We start from the raw sequence: 18,718 nt of genomic DNA on the forward strand, positions 1-18,718 counted from the left end.
CGCAGCGGTTAGCCGTTTTGACGGATACCGGCCACCAGCCAAGGCTGGTTTTCGCCCTGGGCGCGAACCATGTGCCAGCTTTCGCTGAACACTTCGCCCTGGTCGAAGCGCGAGTTTTTCGACACGCCACGGAAGGTCAGGGTGGCGTCGGTACGGTCGGCGCGGTCGTCGACACCGTCCAGCTGCACCTCGAGGTTGTCGATGTAGGTGGACTGGAAGCCATCACCCAGTTCGGCGCGCTCGCGCTTGAGGAACTCGAGCATCTGCGGGGTGACGAACTCGGCGATCTTGTCCATCTCGTTGGCGTCCCAGTGCTGCTGCAGCGCCTGGAAGTGGTTACGGGCAGCAGCCAGGAAGTTCTGCTCGTTGAACCAGGCCGGGGCGTTGATCACCGGGGCGGCTGCGGCAGCAGGTGCGGCCGAACCACCGAAGATCGACGGCTGGGCAGGCTGCGCGTGAGTTTCACGCTGCATCGGCGCATGGCCCGGCATGGCCATTTGCGGCTGCTGCTGGCGACGGCGCGCGGCGATGAAGCGGAACACCAGGAAGGCGATGAGCGCCACGATCAGGAAGTCCATGATCTGGAAGCCTTCGAAACCGTCGCCCATGAACATGGAAGCCAGCAGGCCACCGGCGGCGAGGCCGGCCAGAGGGCCCAGCCAGCGCGAAGCACCGCTGGCGGCCGGAGCGGCACGGCCAGGTGCGGTCGGCGCGGCGGCAGGCGTGGTTGGCGTGGCCTGGCGGGTCTGGTGAATAGGCGCGGAGCCCGAGCTCTTGCCGCCGCCAAAACGCTTGGCGTTGGCATCCAGGCTCAGCGTCAGGCCGACGCAGAGCGCCAGAGCGATGCTAAGAAAACGTTGCATAAGTGGGATATCCCCTGTTGTGGATTGCACGCGCGTCATGGTGCACAGGTTCCCGGGCACATGACCAGCGACATAATGTTTCGAGCTTTTGCCTGAATGTTACAAGGTGCTTATGACGGACCTGTAGGGGCGGCCTTGTGTCGCGAAAGGGCTGCGAAGCAGCCCTAAGATATCAGCGTCAACGCCATGATTGTGGGGCCGCTTTGCGGCCCTATCGCGACACAAGGCCGCTCCTACAAGGGACCGCGCAGGCTTTCAGATGGCCTCGAGCTTGGCATACCCCAGCATCAGCCACTTGCTCCCTTCGGCAAAATTCACCTGCACACGCGCCTGGGCGCCGGAGCCCTCGAAGTTGAGGATCACACCCTCGCCAAACACCGCGTGCTGCACACGTTGGCCAAGGTTGAACGCGGTCTGCGGAATGCTGGCATTGGCGAACAGGTTGCTGTTCGTGGCCGTCTTGGCCCCGCCGAACGGTCGGCTGACGCTGTTGGACAGGCGCACTTCCTGAACCAGGCCTGCCGGAATTTCGCGTACGAAACGTGACACCTTGTTGTAGGTCTCGCTGCCATACAGGCGACGCGTTTCGGCGTAGGTCATGACCAGCTGGCGCATGGCGCGGGTGATACCCACATAAGCCAGGCGGCGTTCCTCTTCCAGGCGGCCAGGCTCTTCCAGGCTCATCTTGTGCGGGAACAGGCCTTCTTCCATGCCCACCAGGAACACATACGGAAACTCCAGGCCCTTGGCACTGTGCAAGGTCATCAACTGGACGCTGTCTTCATGCTCGTCGGCCTGTGTATCGCCTGCTTCGAGCGAGGCGTGGCCAAGGAATGCCGAGAGAGGCGAGAGGTCGGCGTCTTCGTCGGTAGACTCGAAGTTGCGCGCTGCGCTGACCAGTTCCTCAAGGTTTTCTACCCGTGCCTGGCCCTTCTCACCCTTTTCTTCCTGGTGGTAGATGATCAGCCCGGACTGCTCGATGGTGGTCTGGGTCATGGTATGCAGTGGCATGTCCACGACCTTGGCCGCCAACCCCTCGATCAGCTCGATGAACGCACCCAGGGCACTGGCCGCGCGGCCTTTCAGGGCTTTGGCGGCGAGCAGCTGGCACATGGCCTCCCACATCGACACCTGGCTGTGGCGGGCGTGCTCGCGGATGGCTTCGACGGTTTTTTCGCCAATGCCACGTGGCGGCACGTTGATCACCCGCTCCAGGGCTGCATCGTTGCCACGGCCTTCGATCAGCCGCAGGTAAGCCATGGCGTTCTTGATTTCGGCGCGCTCGAAGAAGCGCTGGCCACCGTAGATGCGGTAGGGGATGCGTTCGCGCAGCAGGGCTTCTTCCAGCACCCGCGACTGGGCGTTGGAACGGTACAGTATGGCGATCTCGTTGCGCGCATTGCCCTTCTTGACCAGGCTCTCGATGGTTTCCACCACGTAGCGCGCTTCGTCGTGCTCGTTGTAGGCCGCATACAGGGTCAGCGGTTCGCCTTCACCCATGTCGGTCCACAGCTCTTTGCCCAGGCGCCCGCTGTTGTTGGCGATCAGCGCGTTCGCCGCCTTGAGGATGCCACCGGTGGAGCGGTAGTTCTGCTCCAGGCGGATCATCTCGGCGTCGGGGAAGTCGGCAGTGTACTGGTGAATGTTCTCGATCTTGGCACCGCGCCAGCCGTAGATCGACTGGTCGTCATCGCCCACCGCCATCAGGCTGTCACCGCCGCGCGCCAGCAGGCGCAGCCAGGCGTACTGCACGGCGTTGGTATCCTGGAACTCGTCCACCAGCACGTGGCGGAAGCGCCGCTGGTAGTGCTCCAGCAGGCCCGGGTGGTCGCGCCACAAGTCCAGGGCGCGCAGCAGCAGCTCGGAGAAGTCGATGACCCCGGCGCGCTCGCAGGCCTGCTCATAGGCGGTATAGACGTCGCGCATGGTCGACAGGAACAGGTCGCCCCCGGCCTGGATATGCTGTGGACGCAGGCCTTCGTCCTTTTGCCCGTTGATGAACCACTGGGCCTGGCGTGCCGGCCATTTCTGCTCGTCCAGGCCCAACTCGCGCATCACCCGCTTGATCAGGCGCTGCTGGTCGTCGCTGTCGAGGATCTGGAAGTTCTGCACCAGCCTCGCTTCCTGCCAATGGGCCCGCAGCAGGCGATGGGCCAGGCCGTGGAAGGTGCCGACCCACATGCCCGCCGGGTTGATACCCAGCAGTTGCTCGATACGCTGGCGCATTTCTGCCGCGGCCTTGTTGGTGAAGGTCACCGACAGGATCGAGTGCGGCGATGCCTGCTCCACCTGGATCAGCCAGGCAATGCGGTGCACCAGCACGCGGGTTTTACCGGAACCGGCGCCAGCAAGCACCAGTTGACGCCCTAGCGTGGCCGCTACGGCCTGGCGTTGGGCATCGTTGAGGGAATTCAGCAGGAGGGAGAGGTCGTCTGTGCGCATCGGGCCATTCTAGGGCGCGGCAGGAAATGGGGCAAACCTCTACTGTATAAATATTCACCTGCCACATGCCCGTTCATCGAGCCGATGGAAGGTGCCAGGCCACCGCTCGGGCGACCTGGCCGGCAGCGGCTCAGTCAATCGCCTCGATGGTACGAATTTCGCAGCGCTGCGAACCATCTGTATGAATGATCTCCACGGTTTTCCAGCCAGTGCCGCCTGCACGCTCGAAAGCCACGGTTTTTTCCGTCAGCACCTGCGGAGTGATTGCGCCGCTATCCAGAAGTTGAAGCTCAAGCACTTCCCAGCCACCCCTGTGGCGCAGCTTGGGTTCGACCAGCACCGGTTCGATGGCCGGGGAGGCGACCGTAACGGTGCCGTGAACCCTGAAAACCTGCTTGCCGTGAGCGATGTCGTTGATTGCAACGAGGTTGGTGATAATGGCCATTGTCTGCTCCTGTCTCGGGTTGAAAGTAGCGCCAGTGCGCTGGGCTACTTTCTGCCCTTTGGCCTGCCAGGGGAGCAGGGCAGTGCTTCAGCTATGCCAGTGCCTGCCGTGCCTGGCGAGCAGGCTGTTGGCTTGCTCTGGCCCATTACAGCCTGCCGGGTACGGTCGCGGCGCCTGGAAGTGCTCTTCACAGCCCTTGATGATCGGGTCGATCCAGGCCCAGGCCGCTTCCACTTCATCGCGGCGCATGAACAGCGTCGAGTCGCCCTCCAGCACATCCAGCAGCAGGCGCTCGTAGGCGTCCCAGCGGCGGGTCTGGCTGAACACCTGGGCCAGGTTCAGGTCCAGGTCCACAGGTTCCAGGCGCATGCCCTTGCCTGGGCTCTTGGTCATCATTCGCAGGCTGATGCGTTCGTCCGGTTGCAGCTGAATCAGCAGCTGGTTGACCTGGCCACCATTGAAAAGCTCGTGGGGCACCGGCTTGAACTGGATGACGATCTGCGATGAGCGCCGTGCCATGCGCTTGCCGGTTCGCAGGTAGAAGGGCACGCCCGCCCAGCGCCAATTGTCGATGTGCGCCTCGATGGCGATGAAGGTTTCGGTGTCGCTGTCGTTGTCGACGTCCTTTTCGAAGTAATAAGCCGGCACTTCCTGGCCGCCGATGCGCCCGGCGCCATACTGGCCGCGTACGGTCTTGTCCTGCACGTCCTGGCCAGTGATGGGCTTGAGGGCTCGCAGGATCTTCACTTTCTCGTCACGCACCGCTTCGGCCTCGAACTGCGCGGGGGGCTCCATGGCCACCAGGCATAGCAGCTGAAGCAGGTGGTTCTGCAACATGTCGCGGGTCGCCCCGGCGCGGTCGTAGTAGGCACCACGGTTCTCTACACCCAGGGTCTCGCAAACGCTGATCTGCACGTGATCAACCTGGTTGTTGCGCCACACCGGCTCCAGCAGGGCGTTGGCAAAACGCAGGGCCATGAGGTTCTGCACGGTTTCCTTGCCCAGGTAGTGGTCGATGCGAAATACCTGGTTTTCCTCCAGCACTGCGCCAATCGCTTCGTTGATGGCGGTAGCCGATTCCAGCGAGTGGCCGATCGGCTTTTCCAGCACGATGCGCGCCTCAGTGTCTGCCAGGCCGGCGTTATGCAGGTGCTTGGCAATCGGCACGAACAGATTGGGGGCGGTGGCCAGGTAGAAGATGCGCGTCAAGCCGCCGGGTTCGCCCAGGTAGCGCGCCAGGCGACCGAAGTCGGCGCTTTGCGAAGCATCCATGGCGAAATAGTCGACCCGTGCGGAAAACCGCTGCCAGACCTCTTCGTCGAAGTCGTTGCGGGCAATCTGTGCCCGGCAATGGCGTTCGGCGAGCTTGAGATAATCGTTACGTGGCAAGTTGCGTCGTGCCAGCGCGATGATCCGCACGGCGTTGTTTAGACGGGCCTCGCGAAACAGGTGGTAGAGCGCCGGAAGCAATTTGTGCAGGGCCAGATCGCCGGTGCCGCCGAAGACCAGAATGTCGCAAGGAATAGTCAAACCACCACTCTCCACGTTCGTTTAACTGGGCGGGTTGGCGTCCATGTAGTATAACTACAAGAAAGCTACAACCCGGCCAGCCGATCATAACCGAGTCCAGCCTGTGAATCTGTTGCAACATATCGCCCAATCGCGCCACCTGCTGCGCAAATCGGAACTCAAGGTAGCCGACCACGTGCTGCTCGACCCGGCTGCCGTCATGCACAGCTCCATGGCCGATCTGGCGCACAGCGTGGGTATCAGCGAACCGACCATCGTGCGTTTCTGCCGCGCGATCGGTTGCTCGGGCTTCCAGGACCTGAAGCTGAAGCTGGCGCAGAGCCTGGCTGCGGGGGCGAGTTTCGGCCAGTTCGCCATCCATGAAGACGACTCGGTCGCCGACTACAGCCTGAAGATCTTCGACACCACGCTGCACACCCTGATGGAAGTGCGCGAGCACCTCGACCCACAAGCGCTGCAGCAGGCGGTGACTGCCATGGCCCAGGCGCAGCGTGTGGAGTTCTATGGCTTTGGTGCCTCCGGTGCGGTGGCGGCCGATGCTCAGCACAAATTCTTCCGTCTGTTGCTCAGCGCGGCAGCCTATTCCGACCCGCACATGCAGGCGATGTCGGCGGTGACCCTGAAGCCGGGTGATGTGGCGGTATGCATTTCCCAGTCGGGCCGCTCCAAGGACCTGCTGATTACCGCCAACCTGGTCCGTGAGAGCGGCGCCAACCTGATTACCCTGTGCCCAAGCCAGACACCGCTGGCGGAGCTATCGACGGTAAACCTGGCGATCGATGTGCATGAAGACACCGAAATCTACACCCCGCTGACCTCTCGTATCGCCCACCTGGTGGTGATCGACGTGCTGGCCATGGGCGTGGCCATGGCGCGCGGGCCGAGCCTGGTCAACCACCTGAAGAGCGTGAAGCGCAGCTTGCGCAGCCTGCGCTTGTCGCCCAAGTCGATCAAGGCTACCGACGACTGATCTGCATTGCCTGTGCTGGCCCTATCGCCGGCAAGCCGGGCTCCCACACAGTCACCACAGGCCTCGAGTCCTGTGGAGTACCTGTGGGAGCTGGCTTGCCGGCGATAGGGCCAGCACAGGCAGCAAAAATTCACTGTTTTGTCACCATTCCACAGCCAAACCGTAAACCACTCAAGCCAGTCTGAAACTCCCGCATCCTATCTGGGAGACAGGCAATGGCTCGTGACTTCGACGGTACGTACCAACCCAGCGCCAAGGCTCGCAAGCAGCAGGAAAAGGATCAGCGCCGCATGGAATACCGCCGCGCGATCGAAAGCTATTGCGACCAACGTCAACTGCTCCGCGAACTAGTGGACTACCCCGAACTGCAAGAGCTCACGGTCTGGCAGGCGTCGGCAGCAGCTTCCCCGAAAAACGCTCAACCAGCGCGCTGATCAGCGCACGTTCGCTGCGGATGAATGCCAGAAAGGCCAAGGCCACCGGCGACTGCCGTTTGGCCTTGGACTGCACCACGCACCAGCTGCGGTACAGCGGCAGTTCTTCCACCGGCAGCTCCCTCAATACACCGGTAGCCAGCTCCAGGTTGACCGCATGGCGGGTAAGCATGGCAATGCCCAGCCCGGCAATTACGCACTCGCGCTGGGCGTCGGCCGAGGCCACCTCCAGGGTCTGGGTGAAATGCACGCGCTTGTCCTTGAAGTATTCCTCGCAAGCCTTGCGCGTGCCCGAACCCTGTTCGCGGACCAGCAGGGTATGAGGCTCCAGGTCCTGCAGGCGCAGTTGCTCCAGTTTGCACAGCGGGTGCTCGGGCGGTGCCACCGCGACAATCGGGTTGTTGAGGAACGGCAGAAAATCCAGGCCCATGTCCTGCGGCACCATGGACATGATGATCAGGTCGTCGCGGTTGTCCGACAGGCGGCGGATGGCCTGGGCGCGATTGACCACCGTCAGGGTCAGGTTGACCTCCGGGTGACGCTGCTTGAAGGCCGCGAACAGGTGTGGCACGAAGTACTTGGCACTGGACTCGATCGCCAGTTTCAACTGCCCCTGCAATGAGCCCTGCATGTCCGAAAGCTGCATGTCCAGGCTCTCCAGGCGCCCGAAGATATCGCGGCTGGCGCGTTGCAGGGCCTCGGCAGCTTCGGTCAGGTAAAGCTTCTTGCCCACGTACTCGAACAGCGGCTGACCGATCAGCTCTTCGAGCTGACGGATCTGTAGACTAACGGCGGGTTGCGTAAGCGCCATCTCTTCCGCCGCACGGCTGTACGAACGCAAATCGCATACCTCGTTGAAGATCTGCAATTGACGCAAAGTCATACGCATCAAGGACTTACGCATTTTTATCCGCCCTTCGGCAACACCTTGTTACCGCACTATAAGCTTTTGCTAATACAGCCCCTAACAAATATTGATTTTTGTTTATCAACCTACAGCGCTAGGGTGAATGTGCGACTGGCCAGCAACGTCTGGTCACGCGCCGACCGGGAGAACCGGCTCGACTGTTCCTACGGCTTTGGGAAGACTCCAGTGATAAAAAAAATCCTGATCGCCAACCGAGGTGAAATTGCAGTTCGGATCGTGCGTGCGTGCGCCGAAATGGGCATTCGCTCGGTGGCGATCTATTCCGACGCCGACCGCCATGCGTTGCACGTCAAGCGCGCCGATGAAGCCCACAGCATTGGTGCCGAGCCGCTGGCCGGTTACCTGAACCCGCGCAAGCTGGTGAACCTGGCTGTGGAAACCGGCTGTGATGCCCTGCACCCAGGTTATGGTTTCCTGTCGGAAAATGCTGAACTGGCAGAGATTTGCGCCGAGCGCGGGATCAAGTTCATCGGCCCGGCCGCCGAGGTCATCCGCCGCATGGGCGACAAGACCGAAGCGCGTCGCACCATGATCGCCGCTGGTGTGCCGGTAACCCCGGGTACAGAAGGCAACGTTGCCGATATACACGAAGCCCTGAGCGAAGGTGACCGCATCGGTTACCCGGTCATGCTCAAGGCCACCTCTGGTGGTGGCGGCCGTGGTATTCGCCGTTGCAACAGCCGTGAAGAACTGGAACAGAATTTCCCCCGCGTCATCTCCGAGGCTACCAAGGCCTTTGGTTCTGCGGAAGTGTTCCTGGAAAAGTGCATCGTCAACCCCAAGCACATCGAGGCGCAGATCCTCGGTGACAGCTTTGGCAACGTCGTGCACCTGTTCGAGCGCGACTGCTCGATCCAGCGCCGCAACCAGAAACTCATCGAAATCGCCCCGAGCCCTCAGCTCACCCCCGAACAGCGCGCCTACATCGGCGACCTGGCGGTGCGTGCGGCCAAGGCGGTGAACTACGAGAACGCCGGTACCGTGGAGTTCCTGCTCGCCGATGGCGAGGTGTACTTCATGGAAATGAACACCCGGGTGCAGGTGGAACACACCATCACCGAGGAAATCACCGGTATCGACATCGTCCGTGAGCAGATCCGCATTGCCTCGGGCCTGCCGCTGTCGGTCAAGCAGGAAGACATCCAGCACCGCGGTTACGCGTTGCAGTTCCGCATCAACGCCGAAGATCCGAAGAACAACTTCCTGCCCAGCTTCGGCAAGATCACCCGTTACTACGCACCCGGCGGCCCAGGCGTGCGTACCGACACGGCGATCTACACCGGCTACACCATCCCGCCGTTCTACGACTCCATGTGCCTGAAACTGGTGGTGTGGGCGTTGACCTGGGAAGAAGCCATGGACCGCGGCCTGCGGGCCCTGGACGACATGCGCGTGCAAGGGGTGAAGACCACCGCCGCGTACTACCAGGAAATCCTGCGCAATCCGGAATTCCGTAGCGGCCAGTTCAACACCAGCTTCGTCGAAAGCCACCCGGAACTGACCAATTACTCGATCAAGCGCAAACCCGAAGAGCTGGCCCTGGCCATCGCCGCCGCCATCGCCGCCCACGCAGGCCTGTGAGGAACCCCATAATGTCCAAGAAAATTCACGTAACCGACACGATCCTGCGCGACGCCCACCAGTCCCTGCTGGCCACCCGCATGCGTACCGAAGACATGCTGCCGATCTGCGATAAGCTCGACAAGGTCGGCTACTGGTCGCTGGAAGTCTGGGGTGGCGCCACCTTCGACGCCTGCGTGCGCTTCCTCAAGGAAGACCCGTGGGAGCGCCTGCGCAAGCTGCGCGCAGCGCTGCCCAACACCCGCCTGCAAATGCTGCTGCGCGGCCAGAACCTGCTGGGCTACCGCCACTACAGCGACGACGTGGTCAAGGCGTTCGTCGCCAAGGCCGCGGTCAACGGTATCGACGTATTCCGTATCTTCGATGCCATGAACGACGTGCGTAACCTGCGCGTGGCCATTGAAGCGGTCAAGGCTGCCGGCAAGCACGCTCAGGGCACCATCGCCTACACCACCAGCCCGGTGCACACCATCGAAGCCTTCGTGAACCAGGCCAAGCAGATGGAAGCCATGGGTTGCGACTCGATCGCGATCAAGGACATGGCCGGCCTGCTGACCCCGTTCGCCACCGGCGAACTGGTCAAGGCGCTGAAAGCCGAGCAGTCGCTGCCGGTGTTCATCCACTCCCACGACACTGCCGGCCTGGCCGCAATGTGCCAGCTGAAGGCTGTGGAAAACGGCGCCGATCACATCGACACCGCCATCTCCAGCTTCGCCTGGGGCACCAGCCACCCAGGTACCGAGTCGATGGTTGCCGCGCTCAAGGGCAGCGAATTCGACACTGGCCTGGACCTGGAGCTGCTGCAGGAAATCGGCCTGTACTTCTATGCCGTACGCAAGAAGTACCACCAGTTCGAAAGCGAGTTCACCGCCGTGGACACTCGCGTGCAGGTCAACCAGGTACCGGGCGGCATGATTTCCAACCTGGCCAACCAGCTCAAGGAGCAGGGCGCCCTCAACCGCATGAACGAAGTGCTGGCTGAGATCCCGCGCGTGCGTGAAGACCTCGGCTTCCCACCGCTGGTAACCCCGACCTCGCAGATCGTCGGTACCCAGGCGTTCTTCAACGTGCTGGCCGGCGAGCGCTACAAGACCATCACCAACGAGGTGAAGCTGTACCTGCAAGGCGGTTACGGCAAGGCTCCGGGCGTGGTCAACGAGCAGCTGCGCCGTCAGGCGATCGGCAGCGAAGAAGTGATCGACGTGCGCCCGGCCGACCTGCTGAAGCCGGAAATGGCCAAGCTGCGTGCCGATATCGGCGCCCTGGCCCGTTGCGAAGAAGACGTGCTGACTTTCGCCATGTTCCCGGACATTGGCCGCAAGTTCCTCGAAGAACGCGAAGCCGGCACCCTGACCCCTGAAGTCCTGTTGCCAATTCCAGAAGCGGGCGCAGTGGCGTCCCATAGCGGTGAAGGCGTACCGACCGAGTTCGTCATCGACGTGCACGGCGAAACCTACCGCGTCGACATCACCGGTGTGGGCGTGAAGGCCGAAGGCAAGCGCCACTTCTACCTGTCGATCGACGGCATGCCGGAAGAAGTGGTGTTCGAGCCGCTCAACGAATTCGTCGGTGGCGGCAGCAGCAAGCGCAAGCAGGCCAGCGCCCCGGGCCACGTCAGCACCACCATGCCAGGCAACATCGTCGATGTGCTGGTCAAGGAAGGCGACATGGTCAAGACCGGCCAGGCCGTGCTGATCACCGAAGCCATGAAGATGGAGACCGAAGTGCAGGCGGGTATCGCTGGCAAGGTCGTGGCCATCCACGTGGCCAAGGGCGACCGCGTGACACCGGGCGAGATCCTGATCGAGATCGAGGGCTGAGATAAGCCCTAATCTACAAGCGGTTTACCTCTGGGGAGCGGATGCTCCCCTTTTTTTATGCATTAAAATGCATTCAGGCCTGGGGTTGGTATAATGTATGTGCAGTAAAGTGCATACTCTATGTGCTTACTGAAAAGGTTAATGCACTATATTGCAGATTGTCTTAACAGCTGCAGCAGGTCACACATGTACCCGCTAACCCTTCAGGTCTTTGCAGACGGCATTTGGCAGGACGCTATGACGTTGACGTTCTTGCGGCCAGAACAAGGCTTTCATGGGCCGTGCGCCGTCGCCTATGAAGCGTCCTATGTCAGAGACAACCTTGATGCCTACCAGAGCTTTGCCGCCAAGGCGGTCAGTGCCCGGCTACCGGTAGACTTCGACAGCTTCATGCTCCCTGCTGCCCCTGCGTTCGTTCATGACATTGCGCCATCCGGTGCGGCCAAGCGCTTCCTCATGGCGCACATCGGCCAGGCAAAGCCCGACGGTGTCAGTGATGACATGTTTCTTTTGGCAAGGAGTACACCGGCGCCAGTAGGAAACATGCGCATCAAGGAATCCATGAACTATCTGGACACACGTGAGCCAATGGGCTTTGCCAGGCAGGATGTGATCTCTCGCGATCAACGTTTTCTTGAGTACGCCTACGAGCAAGGTGCTGCCATCGGTGGGGCTACGGGCGCGGGCGGTGAGGCACCCAAGCTACTGATGACGGAGGACCATGACGGTCTTCTCTATCCCGATGCTGCACTCGATGATGGGCAAGCCTGCCGGCACTGGTTCATCAAGTTCGCCCGCAATCAGGCCCTGAACAACGACCAGGATATCTTGCGGGCTGAATATCTGTACTACCGCGCATTGCAAGCCTTGGGCGTGGAGACTGTGGCGACGAACGACATGGCGTTGGAGGAGGGTACAAAGCCCAGCCTGTGGATGCGCCGCTTTGACCGCGAGATCAGCCCGCACGGTGTGCAACGGCTAGCGGTCGAGTCCATCTACTCGTTGTCAGGCATCACCCAGCCCGGTAGCCGGATGGACCATGGGGAAGTGCTGAGGAACCTGGCGGCGCTTTGGACACAAGCCGGGCAAGACCAACAGATCTATGACCTGATTGCCGACTACCTGCGCCGCGACCTTATCAACAAGGTTGTGGGTAATGCCGACAATCATGGGCGGAACATGGCGGTCATCCGTGGGGCCAACTCCGTCAGGTTGGCGCCCATTTATGATCTGGCGCCGATGGTGCTGGACGCGGAAGGTATTACACGGACTACCAAATGGGCGGCGGACATAGAGCGTGCTGGCGACATCGACTGGTGGGCAGCATGCACCAGCCTTGCCGATCTGATCGACCCGCAGCTGGCCTTTGACCGGTTACGGCAGGATGCCGCACGCCTGTTGGCTTTACCTGATCTGCTCAGTGCTGCGGGCTTGCCTGATGCCGTCATGAATCATCCAGCGGTCCACTTGAGGCTGCTTGAGCAACGAATGAAAGAGTGGAAATTGCTATGACGCTTACGCCCGAACAACGTGCCCAGGTAATCGACGATGTTCAACGAGGCATCGCCGATGGCACTTGGGAACTCGGTGCTGGAGTGAGGCATTTGCGGGTCACGGTGGCCAATCTGCAACAGGCTCAGTTTGCCAGGATGTGCAAGATTTCACTGCGCACGCTTATTCAGATCGAGCAAGGGGAAGGAAACCCGACACTCAAATCAATGAATGCCGTGTTTCGTCCTTTTGGTTTGCAAATGGGGGTTGTCAGGCGTCAGCGGAAGGTGATCTGAGCGCGCCCAACATCAGGTCTGTGTTGGGCTTGCCGGCCTCTTCGCGGGCTTGCCCGCTCCCACAGGTACACCACCAGTCTCAAGACTTGTGGAAAACCTGTGGGAGCGGGCAAGCCCGCGAAGAGGCCGGTTGGCCCAGTGCAATTCTCAACCTTGGCGGCATGCCTCCAAGGTCTGCACCTGCCCCTCGGGCTTCTGGTTTTCCTCGCTCAACCACCGCTCGAACCCGGCAGCCACCGTCGGCCACTCATCATCGGTTATCGAGTACCACGCCGTATCCCGATTGTGATCCTTCACCACCAGGTGCTTGCGGAAAACCCCCTCGAACACAAAGCCAAACCGCTCCGCCGCGCGCCTGGAGCGGGCGTTGGCGTTGTTGCACTTCCACTCCAGCCGGCGGTTGCCCAGCTCGAAGCCCAGCTTGCCCAGCAAATACACCGCCTCGGTGCCCTTGGGCGTACGCTGCATGGCAGCGCCGAAGGCGATGTGGCCGATTTCGATGCGGCCGTGGTCGGGCACGATCGACATCAGGCTCAGGATGCCCTGGGCCTGGCCGCTGGTGCGGTCGATGACGGTGTAGAACAGCGGGTCGCGGCCGGCGGCGTTGCCTTCCAGCCAACAGTCGAAGGCGGCACGCTCGGCAAATGGGCCATAGGGTAAGTAGTCCCACAGTACCGGATCGGCAGCCGGGCCTTGCAACACCTCCCAGAGGTCGTCGCCATGTCGCGCTGGGTCAAGCTTTTCGAGGCGGATGAAACGGCCGTCGATAGGCTCGGCCTGTGGGACTGCGGCGGGTTTCCAGTTCAATGCGTCGGTCATGTTCGGCCTTAGAACTCTTTGCGGAATTGGATGAAGCCCGAGCGCTCGGCAACCTGTTGGTACAGGCTGATGGCGGTGGCGTTGGTCTCATGGGTCACCCAGTACACCTTGATGCAGTTGTCGGTCTTGGCTTGGGCGTAGACGTGCTCGATCAGCTGGCGGCCGATGCCCAGGCCGCGCTGCCCGCTGTCCACGTACAGGTCCTGCAGGTAGCAGGCGTTGCCAATGCTCCAGTTGGAACGATGGTAGATGAAGTTGACCATGCCCACCGCCTTGCCATCGACCCAGGCCAAGGCTGAATGGGTCGGTTCGTTTGGGTCGAGCAGGCGTTGCCAGGTGCTGAGGCTGACCTCATCGGCCAATTCGGATTCATAGAAGTGCAAGTAGGCCTGCCACAGGGCGAGCCAGGCAGCATGGTCTTGGGTGGTGACAGGACGCAGGGTAACGCTGGACATGGGCTATTCCTTCAGAGTTGGCGCATATGCGCCGCGAGTTGGTTATCCAGGTAATCAGGGCTGGTGCTAAGGCCTTTACGCACGCCGGCAATGTCTTGCTCAGAGCGGTTCTGGCTTAGCTTGCGCGCGCCTTGCAGGCGGGTGATGGGCAAGCGAACACCGACGATGGCGCGGAGCATGCCATCGAGGTAATCACGCGGGGCGTCGGTGACTTTCCACGGTTCGCCGCGGCCTTGTTCGTGGCGCTCGGTCAGTCGGCTGACAATGGCCAGCAAGGGTTCGGCTTCGTGGATCACTTCGGCTGGGCCATAGGCGTGCACGGCCAAGTAGTTCCAGGTTGGCACCACCTTGGGGTTGTCGGCCTTGCTCGGGTAGTAACCGGGGCTGACATAGGCATCGGCGCCGGGGAACACCAGCAGGGCTTCGCCGCCTTGCCTCAGGTCGTGCCATTGGGGGTTGGCCCGCGCCAGGTGGGCATAGACGGTGCCGAATTCGCCTTCGGCAATATCGACCAGCACTGGCAGGTGCGTGGCCAGCAGGCCTTGTTCGCCCTGGCTGACCAGGATGGCCAGACGGGTGTCGAGCATGTGCTGGTGCAGGCGCCCGAGGTCGTGTTCCTGATGGGGTTTGCTGTTGTACATGCTCGGTTTCCTTGTGCGATGGCTCCATCCTAGGCAGGCTATTGGTTCATAGTAAGAGCCATTAACAGCTGTTTTTATAGGTCCAATGCCATGAACGAGCGCCCCCTCGTGTTGCCTTTCGACCCTGCCGGGATCGACCTCGATCGCCGCCGCGGGCTCAGCCAGCAGCTGTACCAGGCGCTACGTGCGCGGGTGCTGGACGGGCGCCTGAGCAGTGGCACACGGCTACCGGCCACTCGTGATCTGGCCGCTATGCTGGCGCTGTCACGCAACAGTGTGGTGCGGGCCTATGACCAGCTATATGCCGAGGGCTACATCGAAAGCCGGGTAGGCGACGGCACCTATGTGAGCCAGTTACCGAAGCTCTCCAGTGCAAAACTATCCACAAAAGTATCCACAGGGTTATCCCGTGGGTTATCAACAGACTTATCCACATCCCTTTCAGAAAATACTGAGGATTTATCCAGCAAACGCTGTTCCAGCGAGCCTTTGCAGCGCCTGAAAAGTAACCATCTGCCGCCCCCAATAAGCGATGCACCGCGGGCTTTTCGCGTCGGTATTCCGGCGTTCGACCTGTTCCCGTTCGACGTCTGGGCCAAGCTGCAGGCGGGTTTCTGGCGCAACCCGGCTCCGGCGCAGTTGGGTTATGGTGACCCGGCAGGTGAGCCGCTGTTGCGCGAACTGATCGCGGCCTACCTGCGTCGCTCGCGTGGGCTGAGTTGTACCGCTGAACAAATTGTGATCACCAGTGGTGCACAGCAGGCCATCAGCCTTTGTGCACAGTTGCTGTTGCAGCCGGGCGACGGTGTGGCTGTGGAAAACCCGGGTTACCGCGCAGCCGGGCATGCCTTTGCGCTGGCCGGTGGCAGGTTATGTGGCGTGCCGGTGGACGAGGACGGCATGGACTGTCGCCGGCTTGGGCAACTGACGGATTGCCGGCTGGCCTATGTCACGCCAGCCCACCAGTACCCGACCGGGGTGACCATGAGCCTGGCGCGACGCCTGGAACTGCTGGCCTGGGCCGAGCGCAGCGAAGGCTGGATCATCGAAGACGACTACGACGGCGAGTATCGCTACAGCGGTGCGCCCTTGGCCCCGCTTGCGGCGCTCGACCGGCATGGGCGGGTACTGTACGTCGGTACCTTCGGCAAGATCGCCTTTCCAGCGTTGCGCCTGGGCTACCTGGTACTGCCGCCGCAACTGGCGCAGGCGTTCAGCCAGGGCAGGGCGCTGGCGGTGCGGCATTCGGAGGTCAGTAGCCAGTGCGTTATGGCTGAGTTCATGGCCAGGGGGCACTTCCAGCGGCATATCCGGCGCATGCGCAAGGCAGCGTTGAGCCGGCGCAATGTGCTGAAGGCTGGCTGGCCTGTGGATATTCCGGGTTTGGGCGGCATGCCGGAGGTGGCGGCCGGGCTGCATGTGAAGGTCGATGTGGATAACTTTGCGCGGGAGCAGGAGCTGGTGGCCAAGGCTGAAGCGGTGGGGGTGGAGGTGACGCCGCTGAGCAATTTCTGGCTGGCGGACAGCGAGCAGCCTGTGGATAAGCGCGCAGGGCTGGTTCTGGGGTTTGCAGCGGTGCCGGAGGGGGAGATTGCCGAGGCTTTGATGCGCTTGCGCAAGGCCTGGAGGAAGTGAATAGGGCCGCTGGGCGGCCCAATCGCCGGCAAGCCAGCTCCCACAGGACCTCCACTGCTTTCGAGGCAGATGCAGTACCTGTGGGAGCTGGCTTGCCGGCGATTGGGTTGCAAAGCAGCCCCCGGCTCTAAATCAGGTGCCGGACTTGATCCGCGTCCAGGCCCTGGTCCGAGCCCGCTCGGCATCCCGCGCCAAGGGCTTGAGGGTATACAGCTTGGCCATCGCCTCCGCTGTCGGATACAGGTTGGGGTTGTTGCGAATCGCCGGGTCGACCTTGTCGGTCGCATCCTTGTTCGGGTTCGGGTACCCGACAAAGTCGCTGATAGGCGCAATTACCTCAGGCCGCAGTAAGTAGTTGATGAACGCGTGGGCATCTTCCGGGTTGGTCGCATTCTTCGGAATCGCCAGCATGTCGAACCAGATCGGTGCACCTTCCTTGGGCAGGCGCATGTCCACCACCACGCCATTCTTCGCCTCGCGGGCGCGGTTGGCTGCCTGCGAGAAGCTGCCGCTGTAGCCCACTGCCACGCAGATATCGCCGTTGGCGATGTCGGCCATGTATTTCGAGGAATGGAAGTAGGTGATGTGCGGGCGGATCTTCAGCATCAGCGCTTCGGCTTTCTTGTAATCAGCCGGTTTGTCGCTGTTCGGTGGCAAGCCCAGGTACTGCAACGCCAGCGGCATGATCTCCGACGGCGAGTCGAGCAGGGCCACGCCGCACTGCTTGAGCTTGGCGATGTTCTCTTCCTTGAAGATAAGGTCCCAGCTGTCCACCGGGGCGTTGTCGCCGAGCGCAGCCTTGACCTTGGCCGGGTTGAAGCCGATCAGCACGGTGCCGTACATGTAAGGCACGGCAAATTTGTTGCCGGGGTCGTTGGCCTCGATCAGCTTCATCAGCGCCGGGTCCAGGTGTTGCCAGTTCGGCAGCTTGCTGCGGTCCAGTGGCTGGAACACTCCCGCTTCGATCTGCTTGGCGAGGAACACGTTGGACGGCACTACCACGTCATACCCGGAGTTGCCGGTCAGCAGCTTGGCTTCCAGCGCCTCGTTGGTGTCGAAGATGTCGTAGACCAGCTTCACCCCGCTGTCTTTCTGGAACTCGGTGAGGGTTTGTGGCGTGATGTAGTCGAACCAGTTGTACACCCGCAGGGTGCGCTGTTCGGCCTGGGCGTGCAGGGCACCGGCGAACAGGGTAGCGGCGATGAACGGGGCGAGCAGACGCTTGAGTCGAACCATTATCGGGCTCCTGGCTGGGCGTGCTGGAAGCCTTCCAGCACATTGACCGCGTTGATACCGATTTCTTCCACAGCGTAGCCGCCTTCCATCACGAACAGGGTCGGCTTGCCGAGCTGGGCGATGCGCTTGCCCATTTCCAGGTAGTCCGGGCTGTCCAGCTTGAACTGCGAGATCGGGTCGTCCTTGAAGGTATCCACGCCCAGCGAGATCACCAGCACATCGGCGTCATAGGCGGCGATGCGCTGGCAGGCGTCCTCCAGCGCGTTGCTCCAGGCGGCCCAGTCGCTGCCGGCCGGCAGTGGGTAGTTGATGTTGCAGCCTTCACCGGCACCCTCGCCGGTTTCATCGGCATGGCCGAGGAAGAACGGGAACTCGTCGCGCGGGTCGCCATGGATCGAGGCGAAGAACACATCGTTGCGGTTGTAGAAGATGTCCTGGGTGCCGTTGCCGTGGTGGTAGTCGACGTCGAGGATGGCGACCTTGCGCCGGCCCTGATCGAGGAAGGCCTGGGCGGCGATGGCGGCGTTGTTCAGGTAGCAATAGCCGCCCATGACTTCGCCGGCGGCATGGTGCCCTGGCGGGCGGCACAGGGCGAAGGCGGAATGGGCGCCTTGCTGGATCGCCGCCTGGGCGGTGAGGGCGACCTGGGCGGCGCTGTAGGCGGCCTGCCAGGTACCGGCGGTGATCGGTGCGCCGGCATCGAAGCTGTAGTAGCCCAGCTCACCGTGCAGGCCGGTGGGTTTTACCTGGCGCAGGGTGCGTGCGGGCCAGGTGAACGGCAGCAAGTCGCCTTCCTGGCCCAGTGCGGCCCAGCGCGCCCAGGCGCCTTCGAAGAAGTCCAGGTAGTCGGCACTGTGGATACGCAGCAACGGTGCACGGCCATAGTCGGTGGGGCTCTGGATGTCGCCAAGGTTGCGCTTTTTCACCTGATCAAGCACATGGTCGGCGCGTGACGGCATTTCGAAACAGGGCATCAGCTTGCCGTCGATCAGCTCGCAGCGGCCGTGGTGCAGGCGGTGGTCATCGGAATAGATCGTCAGCATTGTTGTTCTCCGGTGGGTACTGGCGTGGGCCCATTCTCATGGGCGGGCCAGTGGGGGAGAACGACGCAAGTGGCCAAAAGGGGATCGAT

General features: G+C 61.9%; 17 protein-coding genes. 7 read left to right on the forward strand and 10 right to left on the reverse strand.

All coding sequences use genetic code 11. The features are described from left to right. Positions 1-8: 8 nt before the first annotated feature. The 4 genes from ACLCGK_RS05270 to zwf form a co-directional block, all read right to left on the reverse strand. On the reverse strand, positions 9-863 hold the full coding sequence (locus ACLCGK_RS05270; RefSeq protein WP_003260050.1) for a Tim44 domain-containing protein: 855 nt from the start codon (positions 861-863) through the stop codon (positions 9-11). 255 nt (positions 864-1,118) lie between these two features. After that, positions 1,119-3,305 (reverse strand): DNA helicase II, encoded by a 2,187-nt coding sequence (gene uvrD / locus ACLCGK_RS05275; RefSeq protein ID WP_322490641.1) that lies wholly within the window; start codon positions 3,303-3,305, stop codon positions 1,119-1,121. 130 nt (positions 3,306-3,435) lie between these two features. Next, positions 3,436-3,750 (reverse strand): hypothetical protein, encoded by a 315-nt coding sequence (locus tag ACLCGK_RS05280; RefSeq protein WP_410951437.1) that lies wholly within the window; start codon positions 3,748-3,750, stop codon positions 3,436-3,438. Between the two features lie 87 nt (positions 3,751-3,837). Continuing rightward, positions 3,838-5,280, reverse strand: coding sequence for a glucose-6-phosphate dehydrogenase (gene zwf / locus ACLCGK_RS05285; protein WP_410951438.1), 1,443 nt, complete (start codon positions 5,278-5,280; stop codon positions 3,838-3,840). Between the two features lie 103 nt (positions 5,281-5,383). Here zwf and hexR point away from each other — a divergent pair, with 103 nt between their 5' ends. Together hexR and ACLCGK_RS05295 are read left to right on the forward strand one after the other, a co-directional pair. After that, the gene (gene hexR, locus ACLCGK_RS05290; RefSeq protein WP_011536461.1) at positions 5,384-6,250 is read left to right on the forward strand and encodes a transcriptional regulator HexR; all 867 of its coding nucleotides are present in this window, start codon (positions 5,384-5,386) and stop codon (positions 6,248-6,250) included. A 215-nt stretch (positions 6,251-6,465) separates the two neighbouring features. Beyond that, positions 6,466-6,684, forward strand: coding sequence for a PA3496 family putative envelope integrity protein (locus ACLCGK_RS05295; RefSeq protein WP_080563834.1), 219 nt, complete (start codon positions 6,466-6,468; stop codon positions 6,682-6,684). On the opposite strand, the gene ACLCGK_RS05300 is transcribed toward ACLCGK_RS05295, so the two are convergent. After that, positions 6,626-7,588: a LysR family transcriptional regulator gene (locus ACLCGK_RS05300; RefSeq protein ID WP_269806119.1), complete on the reverse strand. Its 963-nt coding sequence runs from the start codon at positions 7,586-7,588 to the stop codon at positions 6,626-6,628. The genes ACLCGK_RS05295 and ACLCGK_RS05300 overlap by 59 nt on opposite strands. A 189-nt stretch (positions 7,589-7,777) precedes the next feature. On the opposite strand from ACLCGK_RS05300, the gene ACLCGK_RS05305 reads away from it, so the two are divergent. The 4 genes from ACLCGK_RS05305 (at position 7,778) to ACLCGK_RS05320 (ending at position 12,800) form a co-directional block, all read left to right on the forward strand. Then, positions 7,778-9,193, forward strand: coding sequence for an acetyl-CoA carboxylase biotin carboxylase subunit (locus tag ACLCGK_RS05305; RefSeq protein ID WP_013974837.1), 1,416 nt, complete (start codon positions 7,778-7,780; stop codon positions 9,191-9,193). Between the two features lie 11 nt (positions 9,194-9,204). Further along, positions 9,205-11,013, forward strand: a complete 1,809-nt coding sequence (oadA, locus tag ACLCGK_RS05310) for a sodium-extruding oxaloacetate decarboxylase subunit alpha (RefSeq protein ID WP_013974836.1) — start codon at positions 9,205-9,207, stop codon at positions 11,011-11,013. A gap of 186 nt (positions 11,014-11,199) precedes the next feature. Continuing rightward, positions 11,200-12,525, forward strand: coding sequence for a type II toxin-antitoxin system HipA family toxin (locus ACLCGK_RS05315; RefSeq protein WP_410951439.1), 1,326 nt, complete (start codon positions 11,200-11,202; stop codon positions 12,523-12,525). Beyond that, entirely contained in the window at positions 12,522-12,800 is a 279-nt protein-coding gene (locus ACLCGK_RS05320) for a helix-turn-helix domain-containing protein (RefSeq protein ID WP_025341142.1), read from the forward strand. The genes ACLCGK_RS05315 and ACLCGK_RS05320 overlap by 4 nt, the downstream gene beginning before the upstream one ends. Positions 12,801-12,947: 147 nt before the next feature. On the opposite strand, the gene ACLCGK_RS05325 is transcribed toward ACLCGK_RS05320, so the two are convergent. From ACLCGK_RS05325 to ACLCGK_RS05335, 3 genes are read right to left on the reverse strand one after another with little or no spacing between them, the layout of a single operon-like run. Continuing rightward, on the reverse strand, positions 12,948-13,619 hold the full coding sequence (locus ACLCGK_RS05325; protein ID WP_410951440.1) for a GNAT family N-acetyltransferase: 672 nt from the start codon (positions 13,617-13,619) through the stop codon (positions 12,948-12,950). 8 nt (positions 13,620-13,627) lie between these two features. Then, positions 13,628-14,074, reverse strand: a complete 447-nt coding sequence (locus tag ACLCGK_RS05330) for a GNAT family N-acetyltransferase (RefSeq protein WP_039612355.1) — start codon at positions 14,072-14,074, stop codon at positions 13,628-13,630. An 11-nt stretch (positions 14,075-14,085) separates the two neighbouring features. Continuing rightward, complete coding sequence (locus ACLCGK_RS05335; protein ID WP_410951441.1) at positions 14,086-14,715, reverse strand: FMN-binding negative transcriptional regulator; 630 nt, start codon at positions 14,713-14,715, stop codon at positions 14,086-14,088. 90 nt (positions 14,716-14,805) lie between these two features. Here ACLCGK_RS05335 and ACLCGK_RS05340 point away from each other — a divergent pair, with 90 nt between their 5' ends. Further along, positions 14,806-16,350, forward strand: coding sequence for a PLP-dependent aminotransferase family protein (locus ACLCGK_RS05340; RefSeq protein WP_410951442.1), 1,545 nt, complete (start codon positions 14,806-14,808; stop codon positions 16,348-16,350). Between the two features lie 132 nt (positions 16,351-16,482). Here ACLCGK_RS05340 and ACLCGK_RS05345 read toward each other — a convergent pair whose 3' ends face one another. Continuing rightward, on the reverse strand, positions 16,483-17,586 hold the full coding sequence (locus tag ACLCGK_RS05345; RefSeq protein ID WP_410951443.1) for a polyamine ABC transporter substrate-binding protein: 1,104 nt from the start codon (positions 17,584-17,586) through the stop codon (positions 16,483-16,485). Next, positions 17,586-18,629: a histone deacetylase family protein gene (locus ACLCGK_RS05350; RefSeq protein ID WP_410951444.1), complete on the reverse strand. Its 1,044-nt coding sequence runs from the start codon at positions 18,627-18,629 to the stop codon at positions 17,586-17,588. Before ACLCGK_RS05350 ends, ACLCGK_RS05345 begins: the two co-directional genes overlap by 1 nt. Between the last annotated feature and the right edge of the window lie 89 nt (positions 18,630-18,718).

It is taken from the genome of Pseudomonas sp. S1(2024) (genome assembly GCF_046557535.1).